Source organism: Cupriavidus sp. GW821-FHT02F09, from assembly GCF_059421605.1.
In genome coordinates this window covers 66345-83070 of sequence record NZ_JBWKVH010000033.1, presented here as the reverse complement: position 1 = coordinate 83070, position 16726 = coordinate 66345, and the positions used below count along the sequence as shown (strand labels likewise).

Genomic DNA, 16726 nt, shown 5'->3' with positions numbered 1-16726 from the left:
CTTGCGTGCCATCATCACCTCTCTAGTCGACGGGAAGTCTACCTTTTGAGGTGTCCAAGTTCATTAGACCACTACAGTCGCCGCCCCGCAGGGGTGGTGAAACTGCAGTTGCAGTTGCAGTTGCAGTTGCAGTTACTACCAACAACCAACAACACCCCCCTCACTCCCCAAACGCCGCCGCAGCCCTCTGCAACCGATCCCGAACCCCATCCCACTCATGCCCAGCCGGCAAGGCCTCAAACACCAGCCGCGCAAACCCCTCCCCATCCAGCCGGCGCAACAAGCTATAAAGCGCCCGCGCATAACCCTCGGCATCGGCAGGCGCCTCTACCCACACACACCGCGGATCGGCAGCCGCCTGAACACCAACCCACGCCACCAGCGCGTCGGCGGGCAAATCGACCAGTTGCGCAGGCAGATCCGCGGCAGAGCACAAACCCAACGGCGTATGCGGCGCGTAGTGCGCCTTCAGCGTACCTGACGCGCGCGGCGCGGCAGCATCCGGCGGCAACGGCGTGACGCCCAGCACCTTCGCCATCATGGCCGGCGTGATGGCGCCCGGGCGCAGCAGCACCGGGCCAATGCCCTGCTCCAGCCGCGACAGGTCCACGATGGTCGATTCGATGCCCACCTCAACGTCGTCGCCTTCCAGCACGAAGACCGCATCGCCAAACTCGTCGCGCACGTGCTGCGCCGTGGTCGGGCTAACCTGCCCAAACTTGTTCGCGGACGGCGCGGCAATGCCGCCACGGCCACGCTTGAAGCGGCCCAGCAGCGCCTGCGCAACCGGATGCGACGGGCAACGCAGGCCAATGCTGTCCTGGCCGCCGGCAACCGCCGCCGGGATATGCGCCGCGCGCTTGAGGATCAGCGTAAGCGGGCCGGGCCAGAAGGCGTCGATCAGGTCTTGCGCGGCCGGCGGCACATCGTCCACCCAGTAGCTGATGTCGCCGCCATCCACCACGTGCACGATGATCGGGTGATTGGACGGGCGCCCCTTGGCCGCGTAGATACGGGCGATGGCCTCGGGGTTTTCCGCGTCGGCGCCCAGGCCGTAGACCGTCTCGGTCGGGAAGGCGACCAGCTCGCCGGCCTCCAGCAGTTGGACCGCTTGGTCAAGTTCGGCGGACGTGGGCATGCGCGACATCGGGGATCTCTGAGGTGGCGTTACTACGAAGTTTCGAAACTACGGAGCTGCGAAAGCAGGAAAACGGAAAAGCCCGGCGCATGCGCCGGGCATGCCATCAAGGCGCGATGTGCAGCGCCGTCAGGGCCGCATCGAAGGCGCGCTCGGCGTCGGCCGCCGCGCCGCCCACGCAATTCACATGGCCCATCTTGCGCGAGGGGCGCGCATCGCTCTTGCCATACAAGTGCAGCTTGGCGCCGGGCTGGGCCACGACTTCGTCCCAGGCCGGCGTGCGTTCCAGGCCGAATTCGAACCACACATCGCCCAGCAGGTTGAGCATCTTGCCGGCCGAATGCTGGCGCGTGCTGCCCAGCGGCAGGCGCGCCATGGCGCGCACCTGCTGCTCGAACTGGCTGGTCTCGCAGGCGTCCATGGTGATGTGGCCGGAGTTGTGCGGGCGCGGCGCCATTTCGTTGGCGACCAGCGAGCCATCTGTCAGCACGAAGAACTCGATGCACAGCACGCCCACATAGCCCATCTCGGTGGTGATGGTGGCGGCCGCGGCGCGGGCACGCGCGGCGATCTCGTCGGAGACGCTGGTGGACGGCATCACGGTGGAGAACAGGATGCCGTCGCGGTGCACGTTTTCGGCCAGCGGCCAGGTCGCCGTGGTGCCGTCGGCAGCGCGCGCGGCCAGTACCGAAACCTCGTAGGCCAGCGGCAACATCTTTTCCAGCACACACGGCACGTGCTGCATGGCGCGCCACGCCGCGCGCACGTCTTCACGGGTCCTGACGCGGGCCTGGCCCTTGCCGTCATAACCCATGCGCGCAGTCTTGAGGATGCCGGGCAGCAGGTCCTCGGGCACCTGGTCGACGTCCGCGTCGTGCTGGATCACCCAGTGCGGCGCGGTGGGCACGCCGGTGCGCTCGGCGCAGGAAGCGAAGAATTTCTTCTCGCCGATGCGGTTCTGCGCGATCGACACGCAATAGCCGCGCGGCGCGACGAAGGCGCCGAGTTGCTCCAGCCGGTCGAGCGAGAGCGAGGGCACGTTCTCGAACTCGGTGGTCACCGCCGGGCACAGCTTGGCCATCTCGGCCAGCGCGGCTTCATCCGTATAGGCCGCGCAGATGTGCTTCTCGGCGATGGTGCCGGCCGGGCTGTCCTGGTCCGGATCGAGCACGCAAACCTTGTAGCCCATCGACTGCGCGGCATGGGTGAACATGCGGCCGAGCTGGCCGCCGCCCAGCATGCCTAGCCAGGCGCCGGGCAGCACCGGCGCGCTGGGATTGTCGATGCCGAACTCGGCACGCGACTCCGGCGTGTGGGCTTCGACCAGGTGGGGATGGATATCGGTTGGCATTGCGCGTCTTTCCGGATTCGGGGGCTTGGGGCTAGTCGGTGTGCGTGCGAATGTGCGTATTACACCGGCAGCGTCATGGCGCGGGCAGCTTCGGTCTGCTTGGCGCGGAACGCTTCGAGCGCGGCGGCCAGCGCGTCGTCGGTGGTGGCGAGCGTGGCAATGGCGTGCAGCGCGGCATTGGCGGCGCCCGCTTCGCCGATGGCGAAGGTGGCAACCGGCACGCCCTTGGGCATCTGCACGATCGACAGCAGCGAGTCCTCGCCACGCAGGTAGCGCGACGGCACCGGCACGCCGAACACCGGCACGATGGTCTTGGCGGCGATCATGCCGGGCAGGTGCGCGGCACCGCCGGCACCGGCGATGATGGCGCGCAGGCCGCGCTCGCGCGCGGTGGCGGCGTACTCGAACATGTCGTCGGCCATGCGGTGGGCAGAAACCACGCGTGCCTCGAAGGCCACGCCGAAATCCTTCAGCATGGCGACCGCGTTCTGCATCACGTCCCAGTCGGAACTGCTGCCCATCACAACGCCGACCAGCGGCTTGGCTGTATTGCTCACGTTAAGTCCTTAAAAATCTGTCTGGCGCGTGGGGATCGCGCCAACCTTCGTCCTGCGTTGGTTCGCTCCCCTCTCCCGCTTGCGGGAGAGGGGGGGGAGAGGGCGGGCGCTCGATGCGCCTGCGAGCCGTCAAAAACCATTGGCTCTGCTTCAGGTGGCGCCTAGCTAAGCCACCCCTCTCCCCGGCCCTCTCCCCCTGAGGGGAGAGGGAGTAAACGCCATTGGGCATTTCAAGCAGCATTGGCGCACCGGCCGGCTTCGGCCAGCGCCAGCGCCGCTCACCATTACTGCAGTTCCTCGCCGGTCAGGCGCGTCAGCGCCTCGCGGTACTTGGCGGCGGTCTTCTCGATCACGTCGGCGGGCAATGCAGGCGCCGGGGCGGTCTTGGGCCAGGGCTTGCCGTCGATGCGCACGGCTTCCAGCCAGTCGCGCACGAACTGCTTGTCGAAGGACGGCGGGTTGGTGCCGACTTCGTACGAATCCGCGGGCCAGAAGCGCGAGGAGTCGGCGGTCAGCACTTCGTCCATCAGCGTCAGCGTGCCGTTCTCGTCCAGGCCGAACTCGAACTTGGTGTCGGCGATGATGATGCCGCGGGTGGCGGCGTAGTCGGCCGCTTCCTTGTACAGGCGGATCGAGATGTCGCGCATCTGGCGGGCCAGGTCGGCGCCGATGCGCTCTTCCGTTTCAGCGAAGGAGATGTTCTCGTCGTGCTCGCCCATCTCGGCCTTGGCCGCCGGGGTGAAGATCGGCTCGGGCAGCTTCTGCGCGTTCTGCAGGCCGGCGGGCAGTTCGATGCCGCACACGCTGCCGGTGGCCTGGTAGTCCTTCCAGCCGCTGCCGGCCAGGTAGCCGCGCACCACGGCTTCCACCAGGATCGGCTTGAGGCGCTTGACCACCACGGCGCGGCCTTGCACCTGCTCGACTTCGGCCGGGCTCACCACGGTCTCGGCGGCAATGCCGGTTTCGTGGTTCGGCACGATGTGAGCCAGCTTCTTGAACCAGAAGTTGGCCATCTGGTTAAGCACGCGGCCCTTGGCCGGGATCGGCTCGCCCAGGATGACGTCGAAGGCCGACAGGCGGTCGGTGGTGACGATCAGCAGCTTGTCGTCGCCGACGGCGTAGTTGTCGCGGACCTTGCCGTGGCCGAGCAGCGGCAGCGAAGTGATGGAGGACTGGTAGAGAGCGTTCGACATGGTATTTCGGTGGTTCGGTGGTTCCGATGGGAGGCACTAACAGAATGATTCTGGCGCCGGGCCAGAACAACTGCTTCGCTTCATTTTGTTAGCGCTTTTCAGCGCCCCGGCGCCGGAGCCTGAAAAGCGTCGTCCCCGCGCCTGCCCCGTTTGACGGGATCGGGGCGGGGACGGCACGCGGTCCTGCTTACTGCACGACCTGGGCGAGTTCGCCCGACTTGTACTTCTGCGCGATGGCGTCGAGCGAGACCGGCTTGATCTTGGCGGCCTGGCCTTCGCAGCCAAAGGCGACATAGCGTGCCTTGCAAACCAGCTTGGCGGCTTCGCGGGCCGGCTTCAGGTATTCGCGCGGGTCGAACTTGCTCGGGTTCTCGGCAAAGAAGCGGCGGATCGCACCGGTCATGGCAAGGCGGATATCGGTGTCGATATTGATCTTGCGCACGCCGTACTTGATGGCTTCCTGGATTTCCTCGACCGGCACGCCGTAGGTTTCCTTCATGTCGCCGCCGAACTGGCGGATTTCCGCGAGCAGTTCCTGCGGGACCGACGACGAGCCGTGCATCACCAGGTGGGTGTTGGGGATGCGGGCGTGGATTTCCTTGATGCGGTTGATCGCCAGGATATCGCCAGTGGGCTTGCGGGTGAACTTGTAAGCGCCGTGCGAGGTACCGATGGCGATCGCCAGGGCGTCCAGCTGGGTGGCCTTGACGAAGTCGGCGGCTTGCTCAGGGTCAGTCAGCAGCATGGAATGGTCCAGCTTGCCTTCGGCGCCGATGCCGTCTTCCTCGCCGGCTTCGCCGGTCTCGAGCGAGCCCAGGCAGCCAAGCTCGCCTTCCACGGTCACGCCGATGGCGTGCGAGAGCTGCACCACCTTGCGGGTCACTTCGATGTTGTACTCGTAGTCGGACGGGGTCTTGCCGTCTTCACGCAGCGAGCCGTCCATCATCACCGAGGAGAAGCCCAGGTCGATCGCGGCCTGGCAGATCGCCGGCGACTGGCCGTGATCCTGGTGCATCACCACCGGGATATGCGGATAGGCTTGCACTGCGGCTTCGATCAGGTGGCGCAGGAAGTGCTCGCCGGCGTACTTGCGCGCGCCTGCGGAGGCTTGCATGATCACCGGCGCATTGACTTCGTCGGCGGCCTGCATGATGGCCTGAACCTGTTCCAGGTTGTTCACGTTGAAGGCGGGCAGCGCGTAGCCGTTTTCGGCGGCGTGGTCGAGCAGCTGGCGCATCGATACGAGTGGCATGTCAAACTCCTAAAGAAAGAATGGGGTGTCTCGTTTAATGATTTAATGATCTGGTCGAGCTGGTCGATCTGGTCGTTCTTTGCTGTTCGCGCAAGACACCGTCTCAACGCGATTTATCCTGGGTGATCCTGTGCGCTCAGGCGCCGGCTGTCTGTCCGGCGCGGCACATATCAGGCGCCAACCCGGACAATCTTCAGCGTATTCGTGCCACCCGGCTGGCCCATCGGCTCGCCAATGGTCAGCACGATAAAGTCGCCGCGCTGCACAACGCCGCGCGACAGCAGCAGTTCCTCGGCCTGTTCCAGCGCGGTGTCGCGGTCGGCGCTGGCTTCCAGCGGCAGCGGCACCACATTGCGATAGAGCTGCATCTTGCGCTGCGAGGCCAGGTTGGGCGTCATCGCGTAGATCGGCACATGGATGCGATGCCGGCTCATCCACAGCGCGGTGGCGCCGGAATCGGTCAGCGCGGCAATGGCCTTTACCTGCAAATGATAGGCGGTGAACAGTGCGCCCATGGCGATCGACTGGTCGATGCGGCCAAAGGTCTGGTTGAGGAAATCGGTGTCGAGCTGGACCACCTCGGACTTCTCCGCCTCGACGCAGACCGCGGCCATGGCTTCCACGGTTTCCACCGGATAGCGGCCGGCGGCGGTCTCGGCCGACAGCATCACGGCATCGGTGCCGTCCAGCACGGCGTTGGCCACGTCCGACACCTCGGCGCGCGTGGGCACCGGGTTGACGATCATGCTCTCCATCATCTGGGTGGCGGTGATGGTCAGCTTGTTGGCCTCGCGCGCCAGCCGGATCATGCGCTTTTGCAGCGCGGGCACGGCCGCGTTGCCCACTTCCACGGCCAGGTCGCCGCGGGCCACCATGATGCCGTCGGAGGCCTGCAGGATCTCTTCCAGCACGCCCGGGCGGATCGCCTCGGCGCGCTCGATCTTGGCGATCATGCGGGCCTTGTGCTGGTGCGGCTGACCGGCCACCGCGGCAAGCTGGCGCGCCATTTCCATATCGGTGGCGTTCTTGGGAAAGCTCACCGCGACATAGTCCGCGCCCAGCGCCATGGCGGTCTTGATGTCTTCCATGTCCTTGGCGGTCAGCGCCGGCGCCGACAGGCCGCCGCCCTGGCGGTTGATGCCCTTGTTGTTGGACAGCTCGCCGCCGATCCGGACCGTGGTGAAAATCTCGTGACCTAGCACGCGGTCCACCACCAGCACGATCAGGCCATCGTTGAGCAGCAGCAGGTCGCCCGGGCCCACGTCGCGCGGCAGGTCCTCGTAATCGAGGCCGGCGCGTTCCTGGTTGCCCAGGGTGCAGGTAGCGTCGAGGATGAAGGGCTCACCCACGTTCAGCGTGATCTTGCCGTGCTCGAACTTGCCGACGCGGATCTTCGGCCCTTGCAGGTCAGCCATGATGGCGACTTCCCTGCCGCAGGCCTTGGCGGCCTCGCGCACCAGGCGGGCGCGCTCGATATGGTCCGCGGCTACGCCGTGGGAGAAATTCAGGCGCACCACGTCGACCCCTGCCGCGATCATGCGCGTGAGCATTTCCAGCGTGCTGGAAGCGGGGCCGATGGTAGCGACGATCTTGGTGGAACGGGTCATGAACTGATTTTCCTTATCGAGGGCCAGCGCCGTCCGGCGACGCCGGCACGGCTTGCTTCCTGCGCGCCGCGCGGCGCCGGCGCCAGGCCAGCGCAAACCACAACAGCGGCACACCAACCAGCAGCCACGGCAGCGCGCCGGCGGCCACGCGGATCAGCATGGCCAGGCTGCCGAGGAACAACTCGGCGATATCGTTAAAAGCGTCGCGCAGCGGCGATACCTTTCGTTGGCTGACAAAGCTCTCGCGCGCAACGAAATCGATACGGACTTCGTTGCGGTCTGTTTGCGCCGCCAGCATCTTGCGCAGGCCGTGGATGGTATCCAGCTCGCCCTGCACGCGCGCCAGTTCGCGCTCCAGCTCGATCACGTCGCGCAGCGGGCCGCGCGCATTCTGCAGCATGGCACGCAGGCGGTCGCGCAGCTCGGTGGTGTTCTTGATGCGGGCCTCGGCATCGATCACCTGGTCTGTCTTGTCTTCGCTCGACACGGCGTTGGATACCACCGTGCCGCCTTGCTCCGCCGCTTTCAGCAGATCCGGCAAGGCCTTGGGCGCGATGCGCGCGCGCAGCTCGCCGCGCGGCGGCGCACCATCGCGGCTGCGGGTGAAGGCCGCCTCCAGCAACTCGCAGCCGAGCGCCTGGCAGCGTTGCACCACGCTCTTCCAGCCAGTCTCCAGCGCGTCGGCGGAATTCTCCACCGTCAGCGCGTACTTCAGCGCCAGGTAGCGGCGCTCCGCCTCCTGCTGCTCGCTCTGGCCGCCTCGCGCCAACTCGCCGGCGGCCATCCCGCCGGCCGCGGCGGCGGCCAGGGGACGCCCCTCTGGCGCGCCGCCGCCCGGGCGGCCGCACGCGCTCAGGGCCAGAAGCGAGGCGGCCAGCAGCAACGCCGCCAGTCCACGCTTGCCGGCCATGCCAGTGCCAAACCCTCGCAAACCCGCCACCCTCAGCCCGCGGCGCGCTGTTCCAGCACCTCGAACGCGGGCAGCTTCTTGCCTTCCAGGAATTCCAGGAAGGCGCCGCCGCCGGTGGAGATGTAGCCCACCTGGTCAGCGATGCCGTATTTGGCGATGGCCGCCAGCGTGTCGCCCCCGCCGGCGATCGAGAACGCCTTGGACTCGGCGATGGCTTGGGCCAGCACCTTGGTGCCATTGCTGAACTGGTCGAACTCGAACACGCCGACCGGGCCGTTCCACACGATGGTGCCGGCCAGCTTGAGCTGGTCCGCCAGCATCTGCGCGGTCTTGGGGCCGATGTCGAGGATCATGTCGTCGTCGGCCACGTCCTTCGCGTCCTTGACGGTGGCAACAGCGGTGGCGCTGAACTCCTTGGCGCACACCACGTCCACGGGGATGGGCACCGAGGCGCCGCGCGCGGCCATGAGATCGATGATGGTGCGCGCATCGGCCACCAGGTCAGCCTCGGCCAGCGACTTGCCGATCTTCAGGCCGGCAGCCAGCATGAAGGTATTGGCGATGCCGCCGCCGACGATCAGGTTGTCGACCTTGCCGGCCAGCGTCTTGAGGATGGTCAGCTTGGTGGACACCTTGGAGCCGGCGACGATTGCCACCAGCGGACGCGCCGGCTGGCCCAGGGCCTTGCCCAGCGCATCGATCTCGGCAGCCAGCAGCGGGCCGGCGCAGGCGATGGGGGCGTATTTGGCGATGCCGTGGGTGGTGGCTTCGGCGCGGTGCGCGGTGCCGAAGGCATCGTTCACGTAGACGTCGCACAGCTTGGCCATCTTCTGGGCCAGTTCGTCGCTGTTCTTCTTTTCGCCCTTGTTGACGCGGCAGTTTTCCAGCAGCACCACTTCGCCGGGCTTGACCGTGCTCACTTCGCCGTTGCCGTCGACCCAGTTCTGCACCAGCTTGACCGGCTTGCCGAGCAACTCGGCCAGGCGCGTGGCCACAGGCGCCAGCGAATCCTCGGGCTTGAACTCGCCTTCGGTCGGGCGGCCCAGATGCGACGTCACCATCACGGCGGCGCCTGCCTGCAGGCAGGCTTCGATAGCGGGCACGGAGGCGCGGATGCGGGTATCTTCGGTGATTTGGCCGGCGTCATCCTGCGGCACGTTCAGGTCGGCGCGGATAAAAACCCGCTTGCCGGCAATTTTGCCTTGGGAGATGAGATCGGAAAGACGCAGGACAGAGGTCATGGCGGTGGCTGGAGAGCGAAAATCGGGGAAAATCGGCATTTTACCTGATCGCAAGGGCCATTTTGCGGGATTGCGCCCCGGATGCATCCGCCAGTGGGTGCCCCGTTCGCCACATGCGGCGAGTAGCGTGCCGCATCCTTGCAACGCACCCCCTGAATGGGGGGTGCGACAATTGCACTGCGTCTCGTACGCTGATGCCAAAGCGCGCAATGTATGCACAAGTCGGCACAAGATAAGCACGCAAAAACATAGCCAGAGGCCCGCCTCAGACGGGACCCAAGGCACTGGCGCCGGACGCGCTTACAGGAAGCGGCGTCGGCGCCACGCGGCTAGCGCCGTTGTCGCGAAGGCAGGGGTAACCATGAACGAAGACATGCACGGGGCAATCCGTGGCTTGTACGAAGGGATTCTTGACGCGCAGGCCTGGCAGCGAAGCCTGCACACCTTGAGCAACATCGTAGGCAGCGCGCACGCATCGATGATCGTGCGCGACACCGATCGCGACCTGATGACGGTCAACGAGGTCGTGCGCCCGGTGCAGGAGCTGTTCAGCGCCTACGAGAAGGAGTTCCACACGCTGGATCCGGGCAAGCTGTTTGCCCACAACCTCTCCCCCGGCGAGTGGTACATCGACGCGCGCGATTTCGGCGAAGGCGCGATGCAGCGCAGCCCCTTCTATCGGGAGTTCTTCCACCGCTTCGACCTATGCTCCTACGCAGCCTGCCTGGTCGAGCGAAAGCCCCACTACGAGGTGTATTTCGCGCTGCAGCGCTCGTTCTCGCAAGGCAATTTCACGCCAGCGGATGTCAGCGCGCTGGACTGGGCGCTGCCTCACATGCGCAGCGCCATGGCCATGCGCGACCGCACCATCGGGCTGTCGACGCTGGCGCAACTGTCAGGGCAGATCCTGGAGCGCCTGTCGTTCGGCGTGATCGCCTTCTCGCCCGAGCGGCGCGTGCTGCTGAGCAATGGCATCGGCGAGCGCTGGGTGCGGCGGCTGGCCCCCGCCGGCAAGACTGGCGAGTGGCAGTTGTCGCGCTCGCTGGCCGACATGGTGACGGCCGCCTGCGCGCCGCGCAGCACGGTACCGGCGCAGGCGGCAATCGCCCGCCATGGCAACGGCGCCTGCGCGCAGCTGATCGTGCTGCCGCTGCCGCCCTCCCACATCTTTGCGCTGCCTTGGCAGCAACCCGCCGCGCTGGTGGTGATCCATGAAGACGCGCAGGCACCGGCGGAACTGCCGCAACTGCTGCGCGAAGTCTATGGACTGACGCCCGCCGAGATCCGCCTGGCGAGCCTGCTGGCCACCGGCATGGGCCTGCCCGAAGCCAGCGAGCGCCTGAACGTGCGCCACGAAACCGCGCGCAGCCAGCTCAAGGCGGTATTCCTCAAGACCGGCGCCAGCACGCAGGCCCGCCTGACGCGGCTGCTGACCCAGCTGGGCACGGCGCTCGGCCCCGCGCCGCAAGGGCCGAGCGACGCCAGCGACGCGGCCTAGCGGATCGCGCCTTCTCGCGCCTTCGGGGCCCGGCGTTCGCCCGGCCCCGGCTCAGCCGAGCAGCCGCATGGCGGTATAGACCGCCATGCCCGCCACGATCATGCCCACCATGCGCCGCGTCACCAGGTAGAACACCAGCGCCACCGCGCCGGCCACCAGCTTGTAGTTGCTGGGAGCCAGCGTGAAATGCCCCTGCCAGGTCATCAGGTCGGGCAGGATGATGGCCGCCAGCGCCGCCGCCGGCGCGTAGCGCAGCGCGCGCTGGATGCGGTCTGGCACCGTCACGCGCTCGCCCGCCATCAGGAACAGCGCACGCGTGACGATGGTCACCAGCGCCATGCCGACCAGCGCGATCCAGATCTCGAGATGGCTCATGCCCGGTCCTCTGCCGCCGCAGCCGCTGACTGGGCCGCTGACTGGGCCGCTGACCGGGCCGCCGCCTGCGCGGGCGCATGCTCGGCCTTGCGGCGGCGGATGCCCCGCAAGGTCGCGCGCGCCGCCAGTTCGTCGCTGGCCATGCCGGCCGCGATCGCCCCCACCACCGCCGCCACCAGGCCAAGCCGGTAAGGCAGGTCGAAGCACAGCAGCGCCAGCGCGGAAGCCACGGCCACCGCCAGCAGCGTCGAGCGCGAGCGGATGGTCGTGACCATCACGGGAATCAGCGCCAGCGTGCCTGCCAGCCCCAGGCCCCAGCTGTCCGGGAACGCGCTGGCCAGCACGATGCCGATGATCGACGAGACCTGCCACATGGCGAAATTGGTCAGCGCCATGCCCCAGAAGTACCCTTCCTTGCCCGGCTCATGGCCTGGCGTGGCATAGCGCTGCATGAAGTAGACGAAATGCAGGTCGCCGTTGAACGACCCCAGCAGCGTGCGGCGCCACAGCGGCAGGTAGCTGAAATGCGGCTGCAGCCCCGCGCTGAAGATCACGAAGCGCAGGTTGACGATGGCGGCGGTCAGCCACACTGTCCACAACGGCAGGCCCGCCGCGAACAGCGGCAGCACGGACAACTGGGCCGAGCCCGCATAGACCAGCAACGACATGCCGATCGCCTCGGGCACGTTCATCACCGACTTGCTCATGGCCACGCCCGTCACCAGTCCCCAGGAGAACACGGCAGGCAGGGAAGGCGCGAAATAGCGTGCCCCTTCGATAAAGCCAGCCCGCTCGGCCGGGGCAAAACGATGCCAGGGACGCAGCAGGGCCTGGGGCGGTCGGAAGGTCATAGCTGAAGGATTGGGGGGATGGCAGCCGCCGGGGGCGGGGCTAGCCCTTGGGCTTAGGGGGAATTGGGCATTATAGGGGGAGTGGGAGGAGGTGGTAAGTGGTTGCTTAATTTGCGGGGTTGGTCGCTTTTTTTTTGAGCGGCGTTGGTTTTTGGACCCAAAAACCAACGCCGTATCAGATCAAAGCCAAATCAAACAGCAAGATCCAACGGTTCTGCCCTTGCCCCCAACAACCAACGCCATATCAATCAATCGACGCCCCAACACTCCTAACCACCCCCGCCCACTTCTGCCGATCCGCCTTCACCGTAGTCCGAAACTGCTCAACCGTCTCGATCCGCGGCGAATTCCCCGCCTCGATCAGCTTCTGCCGGATCGCCGGCGTTTCCAGCGCGACCTTGACCGCATCGTTGATCTTCTTGCTGATCTTGGGATCCAGCCCCTTGGGGCCGAAGAAGCCAAACCAGATGGTGCTGTTGAAGCCGGGCAACCCGCTCTCGGCGATCGTCGGCACTTCGGGAATCACCGCCACACGGTTCTTGGTGGTCACGCCAAGCAGCCGCACCTTACCGGCGCGATATTGCGGCAACACGCTCTGCACCTGATTAAAAATGCAGCAGACCTCGCCCTTGAGCACGGCTTGCAGCGCATCGGGGCCACCCTTGTATGGCACATGGACCATATCCAGGCCGGCGCGCGCGTTGAATTCGGCGAAGGCCAGGTGCGTGCCGGTGCCGTTGCCGGTCGACGCGTAGTTGTACTTGCCGGGATTGGCCTTGACCTTCTCGATAAACTCCTTGACCGACTTCACGTCGATCACGGCGGGGTTCACGGTCAGCACGTTGGAGACTTCCACCAGCGGCGCGACGGGCGTGAAATCGGCTTCGGCGTCGAACGGCAGGCTCTTGTACAGGGCGGGGTTGATGCCGTGGGTGGCGGCGGTGCCGAGCAGCAGCGTGTAGCCGTCGGGCTTGGCATGGGCCACCACTTCGGAGGCGACATTGCCACCGGCGCCGGGGCGGTAGTCATAGATGATGGTGGCCTTGAGCGACTTCTGCAGCGATTCCTGCAGCGTGCGTCCCACCATGTCCACGCCGGAACCGGCGGTAAAGCCCATCAGGATGGTGATCGGCTGGGTCGGCCAGGCCGGGTCCTGCGCGCGGGCCGGAGCGGCCACCGTGCCTAGCGCGGCCAGCAGGCCAAGGCCGGCGGCCAGGCGGGAAGCACGGAACGAACGGGACTGGAAAGCGGACGAGATGCGGCGGGTAGCAGTGCGGAACATGGGGGTACCGTCGAAAAAAGGAATGCGGGTCGGGGCTGCCGGCCGGGGTCTGGCGCCCCGGGCCAAAACAGCAAGATACCAACGATCCGCCGCATTACCAACGATGGAGTTCGCTTGAAGGTATGCCATGTTGGTATAAGCAGACATGGACCGGGGTCCCGCCGCCGCCCACAAAGGTGAAAGGCGAAAGCGCCCCTGCACCCCTAGCTGCGCAACAGCCCCACCAGTTCGTCGATGTCCGGCAGCGCCGCCGCCGTGCCGATGAAGCCGGCCCCGCCGTCCTCGCCCGCCTCCAGGATGCCATCGGCCAGCGCGCGCTTGCCGTGATGCAGCGTGAGGATACGTTCCTCGATGGTGCCCGCGCTGATCAGCCGGTAGACGGTCACCGGGCGCTGCTGCCCGATGCGGTGGGCGCGGCCCATGGCCTGGTCCTCTGCCGCCGGGTTCCACCAGGGGTCGGCGATGATCACGTAGTCGGCTGCCGTCAGGTTGAGGCCGAAGCCGCCGGCCTTCAGGCTGATCAGGAAGACATCGCCCTCGCCGGCCTGGAACGCCGCCACGCGCCGCGTGCGCTCGGCCGCCGGCGTGGCGCCGTCGAGGTACTGCCAGGCCAGGCCGGCCTCGTCCAGCCCCCCGCGCAGCAGTTGCAGGAAGTCGACGAACTGGCTGAAGACCAGCGTCTTGTGCCCGTTGGCGGCCAGCTCGCCCGCCAGTTGCACGAAGGCGCGCACCTTGGCGCCCGCCTGCCCGCGTTCCAGTTGCAGCTCGGGCGTGACCAGGCGCGCGTCGCAGGCGGCGCGCCGCATCCGCATGAGTTGCGCCAGCACATGGATGCGCGCCTCGGCGGCGGGCTGGCCGGTGGCGGTCTTGCGGGCCTTCGGGCCTTTGACCACGGCCTCGGCTTCGGCGAGCGCCTGGCGGCGCAGCGCCTCATAGTGGGCCGCCTCGATCGGGTCCTGCTCGATGCGCAACACCAGCTCGGTGCGCGGCGGCAGTTCGTCCAGCACCTGGGCCTTGGTCCGGCGCAGCACGAACGGCGCGATCATGCGGCGCAGCCGCTGGGCCGCCTCGCGCACGCCATTGCGCTCGATCGGCACGGCGAAGTGCTCGTTGAAGCGGACCAGCGAGCCGAGCAGGCCGGGGTTGCAAAAGCGCATGATCGACCACAGCTCGGCCAGCCGGTTTTCCACCGGCGTGCCCGACAGCGCCATGCGGAAATCGGCCCGCAGCTCGAACACCGCTTGCGAGCGTTTGGTGGCGGCGTTCTTGAACGCCTGCGCTTCGTCGGCCACCACCGTGTGCCACTCGCGCTGGCAGAAGGCATCGCGCGCCTGCAGCAGCAGCGTGTACGAGACGATCACCACGTCATGCGGGCCGGCCTGTGCCAGCAAGGCCGCGCGCTCGCCCTCGGCATAGATGTGCACGCGCAGCGTCGGCGCGAAGCGCCTTGCCTCTGCGGCCCAGTTGCCGCACACGGAGGTCGGCGCGATCACCAGCGCGGCGCCGCCATCGGCGCGCCCCAGCATCACGGCGAGCGCCTGCAGCGTCTTGCCCAGCCCCATGTCATCGGCCAGGCAGGCGCCGAAGCCGGCCTCGGCGAGCGACATGGCCCAGCGGTAGCCGTCTTCCTGGTAGGGCCGCAGTTGCGCGGCCAGGTTGGCCGGCAGCACGGCGTCACTGTTGCGCGCCCGGCGCAGCCGCGCCACGCGCTGGCGGAAATGCTGGTCGGGGTCGATGCCGGCGCCGGCCAGCACATCGTCCAGCCAGGGCGCCGCCATCAGCGGCACCTTGATGCCGTCGGGCACGTTGTGCGCCACGCTGGCCAGGTCGCGCAGCCTGGCGCGCAGGCTGCGCGTGAGCGCCACATACACGCCCTGCCCCATCGGCATGAAGCGCCCGGCATGGCTGCCGGCCCAGGCCAGCAACTGGCCGAGCTGCAGCACCAGCCCCTCGGCCACGCCCAGTTCGCCGACCAGCTTGAACCATTCGCTCTCGGTTTCGATATGCACCGCCAGTTGCGGGATGTCAGCGCCCACCACGCGGATTTCCTTGCCCCGGGGCCATTCCACCGCCAGCACGGCGGGTAGCCCGGGCAACTGCTCGACCACCGACAACGCTTCCTCCGGGTCGGCCAGGGTCCAGTCGTATTCGCCACTTTCCGGCGAGCGCGGCACCAGGAAGGGCAGCGCGTCGAACACTGCAGCCACGCTCGCCAACTCGGCCTTGAGGTCGCGCACCGTGGCCAGGCTCTCCCCCTTGACCGCCGCCATCAGCCGCTCGCGCCCGCTACCCGGGGCCAGCCGTGGCCCGAGGGGGCCCAGCGGCGTCACCACCAGGCGCAGCGAAAGGCCTTCACCCAGCGGGGACAACTCGGCGCGCAGCCGGCTCTCGGTCTCGAGTTCGCGGGCGCTGCCGTCGTGGTCGGAGTGCACCTGGAAATGACCGGATAGCGCGCGCAGCGTGGCGTCAAGCTGCGCATGGGCCTCGGCCGGCACCGCCAGCCCGTCGGCGATCAGTTGCGCCGCGCCCTGCTGCGCCGGCGTGAGGCGGATCACACGCAGGCGCTGCGAGCCTTCGCGCAGCACGGTGATCTGGCGCAAGGCGTCGGCGTCCGCGCGGCTGCCGGCGGGCAGGAAGCTGTCCATCGCCGGGGCCTCGCGCACCGGGGGCGAGACCCGCAAGGTGTAGCGGCCGCCCTGGCGCACCACTTCCAGCGTGGGGGCGCCCTCCACCACTTCCAGCGTCTGCTCGGGCGCCTGCGCCAGCACCACGCCCGGATGCCCGACCAGCGCCAGCATGGCGGCGGCGCGATCGAGCACGTAGCGGCGGTGATAGGACTGGTCGCGGCGCACCGCCCGGGCGACACGGGCGTCCCACGGCTCCAGCCGGTCGTCTTCGGCAAGGCGGGCCAGCGGCACGGGACGCGGCTTGTTCCAGCCGCGCGCTCCGCGCTGCTGCTCCAGCGGCTCGATGGTGCCGACCGCGCCGTCGGCGTCGATGGTCAACGCCCACAACAGGCGGCTGGCGCTGGCGCCGTCGGGCGCGCGCGTCTCGCCCGCCAGGGCCTGCAACGCTTCGAGCGCGAGCCGCCAGCTTTCCTGGCGCTGGCCGGCAAAGAAAGTCTGCGGCACCGGTTCGCCCGCTTCCAGCGCCAGCGCGGCGTCCAGTTGCTGCGCGAACCAGTGCAGGCCGCAGCCTTGCAGGCGCGCACGCAGGGCCGCGACGGCCTCGGCGCGGGCGGCCGCCGGCTGGCGCCGTCCGCTGGCTTGCTTCACGTCGCCGAGCCAGGCGCGCAGCAGCACGCGCCAGAACTGCGCGAGCGGCGGCACCTCGGGGCGCAATTCGAACGCGGACTCGTCCAGCCGCGCATCCCCCTTGTGCACGGCCAGCACGTGGCACCACAGCCCCCAGCGCTCGGTCGGCACCGGGCTGCGCGTGCCCGCTTCCGCCTGGCAGAACTTGCGGGCTTGT

Annotated in this window: 13 protein-coding genes; 1 reads left to right on the top strand and 12 read right to left on the bottom strand. The window is 67.7% G+C overall.

The features are described 5' to 3' along the window. Nucleotides 1-160: 160 nt before the first annotated feature. The 8 genes from AC07XB_RS28320 to AC07XB_RS28285 all read right to left on the bottom strand — a co-directional run bounded on the left by AC07XB_RS28320 (nt 161) and on the right by AC07XB_RS28285 (nt 9249). Nucleotides 161-1147: an L-threonylcarbamoyladenylate synthase gene (locus AC07XB_RS28320; RefSeq protein ID WP_492376611.1), complete on the bottom strand. Its 987-nt coding sequence runs from the start codon at nt 1145-1147 to the stop codon at nt 161-163. A gap of 97 nt (nt 1148-1244) precedes the next feature. Continuing rightward, the gene (locus AC07XB_RS28315) at nt 1245-2489 is read right to left on the bottom strand and encodes a 5-(carboxyamino)imidazole ribonucleotide synthase (RefSeq protein WP_150992697.1); all 1245 of its coding nucleotides are present in this window, start codon (nt 2487-2489) and stop codon (nt 1245-1247) included. A 59-nt stretch (nt 2490-2548) separates the two neighbouring features. Next, the gene (gene purE / locus AC07XB_RS28310) at nt 2549-3046 is read right to left on the bottom strand and encodes a 5-(carboxyamino)imidazole ribonucleotide mutase (RefSeq protein WP_006158083.1); all 498 of its coding nucleotides are present in this window, start codon (nt 3044-3046) and stop codon (nt 2549-2551) included. 284 nt (nt 3047-3330) lie between these two features. Next, nucleotides 3331-4239 carry a phosphoribosylaminoimidazolesuccinocarboxamide synthase gene (locus AC07XB_RS28305; protein WP_043343946.1) on the bottom strand — a complete coding sequence of 303 codons (909 nt, stop codon included), beginning with the start codon at nt 4237-4239 and terminating at the stop codon, nt 3331-3333. A 187-nt stretch (nt 4240-4426) separates the two neighbouring features. Further along, nucleotides 4427-5491: a class II fructose-bisphosphate aldolase gene (gene fba / locus AC07XB_RS28300; protein ID WP_174425967.1), complete on the bottom strand. Its 1065-nt coding sequence runs from the start codon at nt 5489-5491 to the stop codon at nt 4427-4429. A gap of 170 nt (nt 5492-5661) precedes the next feature. Then, nucleotides 5662-7098 (bottom strand): pyruvate kinase, encoded by a 1437-nt coding sequence (gene pyk, locus AC07XB_RS28295; RefSeq protein ID WP_150992693.1) that lies wholly within the window; start codon nt 7096-7098, stop codon nt 5662-5664. A 13-nt stretch (nt 7099-7111) separates the two neighbouring features. Beyond that, the gene (locus AC07XB_RS28290) at nt 7112-8008 is read right to left on the bottom strand and encodes a DUF4349 domain-containing protein (protein WP_492830788.1); all 897 of its coding nucleotides are present in this window, start codon (nt 8006-8008) and stop codon (nt 7112-7114) included. 32 nt (nt 8009-8040) lie between these two features. Further along, nucleotides 8041-9249, bottom strand: coding sequence for a phosphoglycerate kinase (locus AC07XB_RS28285; RefSeq protein ID WP_492376614.1), 1209 nt, complete (start codon nt 9247-9249; stop codon nt 8041-8043). Between the two features lie 361 nt (nt 9250-9610). Here AC07XB_RS28285 and AC07XB_RS28280 point away from each other — a divergent pair, with 361 nt between their 5' ends. Beyond that, entirely contained in the window at nt 9611-10747 is a 1137-nt protein-coding gene (locus AC07XB_RS28280) for a helix-turn-helix transcriptional regulator (protein ID WP_492830787.1), read from the top strand. Between the two features lie 51 nt (nt 10748-10798). Here AC07XB_RS28280 and AC07XB_RS28275 read toward each other — a convergent pair whose 3' ends face one another. From AC07XB_RS28275 to AC07XB_RS28260, 4 genes are all read right to left on the bottom strand, one after another. After that, the gene (locus AC07XB_RS28275) at nt 10799-11122 is read right to left on the bottom strand and encodes an AzlD domain-containing protein (protein WP_043343936.1); all 324 of its coding nucleotides are present in this window, start codon (nt 11120-11122) and stop codon (nt 10799-10801) included. Continuing rightward, complete coding sequence (locus AC07XB_RS28270; RefSeq protein WP_492814229.1) at nt 11119-11973, bottom strand: AzlC family ABC transporter permease; 855 nt, start codon at nt 11971-11973, stop codon at nt 11119-11121. The genes AC07XB_RS28275 and AC07XB_RS28270 overlap by 4 nt, the downstream gene beginning before the upstream one ends. A gap of 244 nt (nt 11974-12217) precedes the next feature. Beyond that, the gene (locus AC07XB_RS28265; RefSeq protein WP_492814227.1) at nt 12218-13255 is read right to left on the bottom strand and encodes a Bug family tripartite tricarboxylate transporter substrate binding protein; all 1038 of its coding nucleotides are present in this window, start codon (nt 13253-13255) and stop codon (nt 12218-12220) included. Between the two features lie 203 nt (nt 13256-13458). After that, nucleotides 13459-16386 (bottom strand): DEAD/DEAH box helicase, encoded by a 2928-nt coding sequence (locus AC07XB_RS28260; protein ID WP_492830791.1) that lies wholly within the window; start codon nt 16384-16386, stop codon nt 13459-13461. Between the last annotated feature and the right edge of the window lie 340 nt (nt 16387-16726).

Excerpts from the sequence above, each read along its gene's own strand:
- AC07XB_RS28305 (WP_043343946.1), bottom strand. The coding sequence starts at position 4,239 with ATGTCGAACGCTCTCTACCAGTCCTCCATCACTTCGCTGCCGCTGCTC.
- pyk (WP_150992693.1), bottom strand. The coding sequence starts at position 7,098 with ATGACCCGTTCCACCAAGATCGTCGCTACCATCGGCCCCGCTTCCAGC.
- AC07XB_RS28285 (WP_492376614.1), bottom strand. The coding sequence starts at position 9,249 with ATGACCTCTGTCCTGCGTCTTTCCGATCTCATCTCCCAAGGCAAAATT.
- AC07XB_RS28275 (WP_043343936.1), bottom strand. The coding sequence starts at position 11,122 with ATGAGCCATCTCGAGATCTGGATCGCGCTGGTCGGCATGGCGCTGGTG.
- AC07XB_RS28320 (WP_492376611.1), bottom strand. The coding sequence starts at position 1,147 with ATGTCGCGCATGCCCACGTCCGCCGAACTTGACCAAGCGGTCCAACTG.
- AC07XB_RS28270 (WP_492814229.1), bottom strand. The coding sequence starts at position 11,973 with ATGACCTTCCGACCGCCCCAGGCCCTGCTGCGTCCCTGGCATCGTTTT.
- AC07XB_RS28315 (WP_150992697.1), bottom strand. The coding sequence starts at position 2,489 with ATGCCAACCGATATCCATCCCCACCTGGTCGAAGCCCACACGCCGGAG.
- AC07XB_RS28265 (WP_492814227.1), bottom strand. The coding sequence starts at position 13,255 with ATGTTCCGCACTGCTACCCGCCGCATCTCGTCCGCTTTCCAGTCCCGT.
- AC07XB_RS28280 (WP_492830787.1), top strand. The coding sequence starts at position 9,611 with ATGAACGAAGACATGCACGGGGCAATCCGTGGCTTGTACGAAGGGATT.
- AC07XB_RS28290 (WP_492830788.1), bottom strand. The coding sequence starts at position 8,008 with ATGGCCGGCAAGCGTGGACTGGCGGCGTTGCTGCTGGCCGCCTCGCTT.
- fba (WP_174425967.1), bottom strand. The coding sequence starts at position 5,491 with ATGCCACTCGTATCGATGCGCCAGCTGCTCGACCACGCCGCCGAAAAC.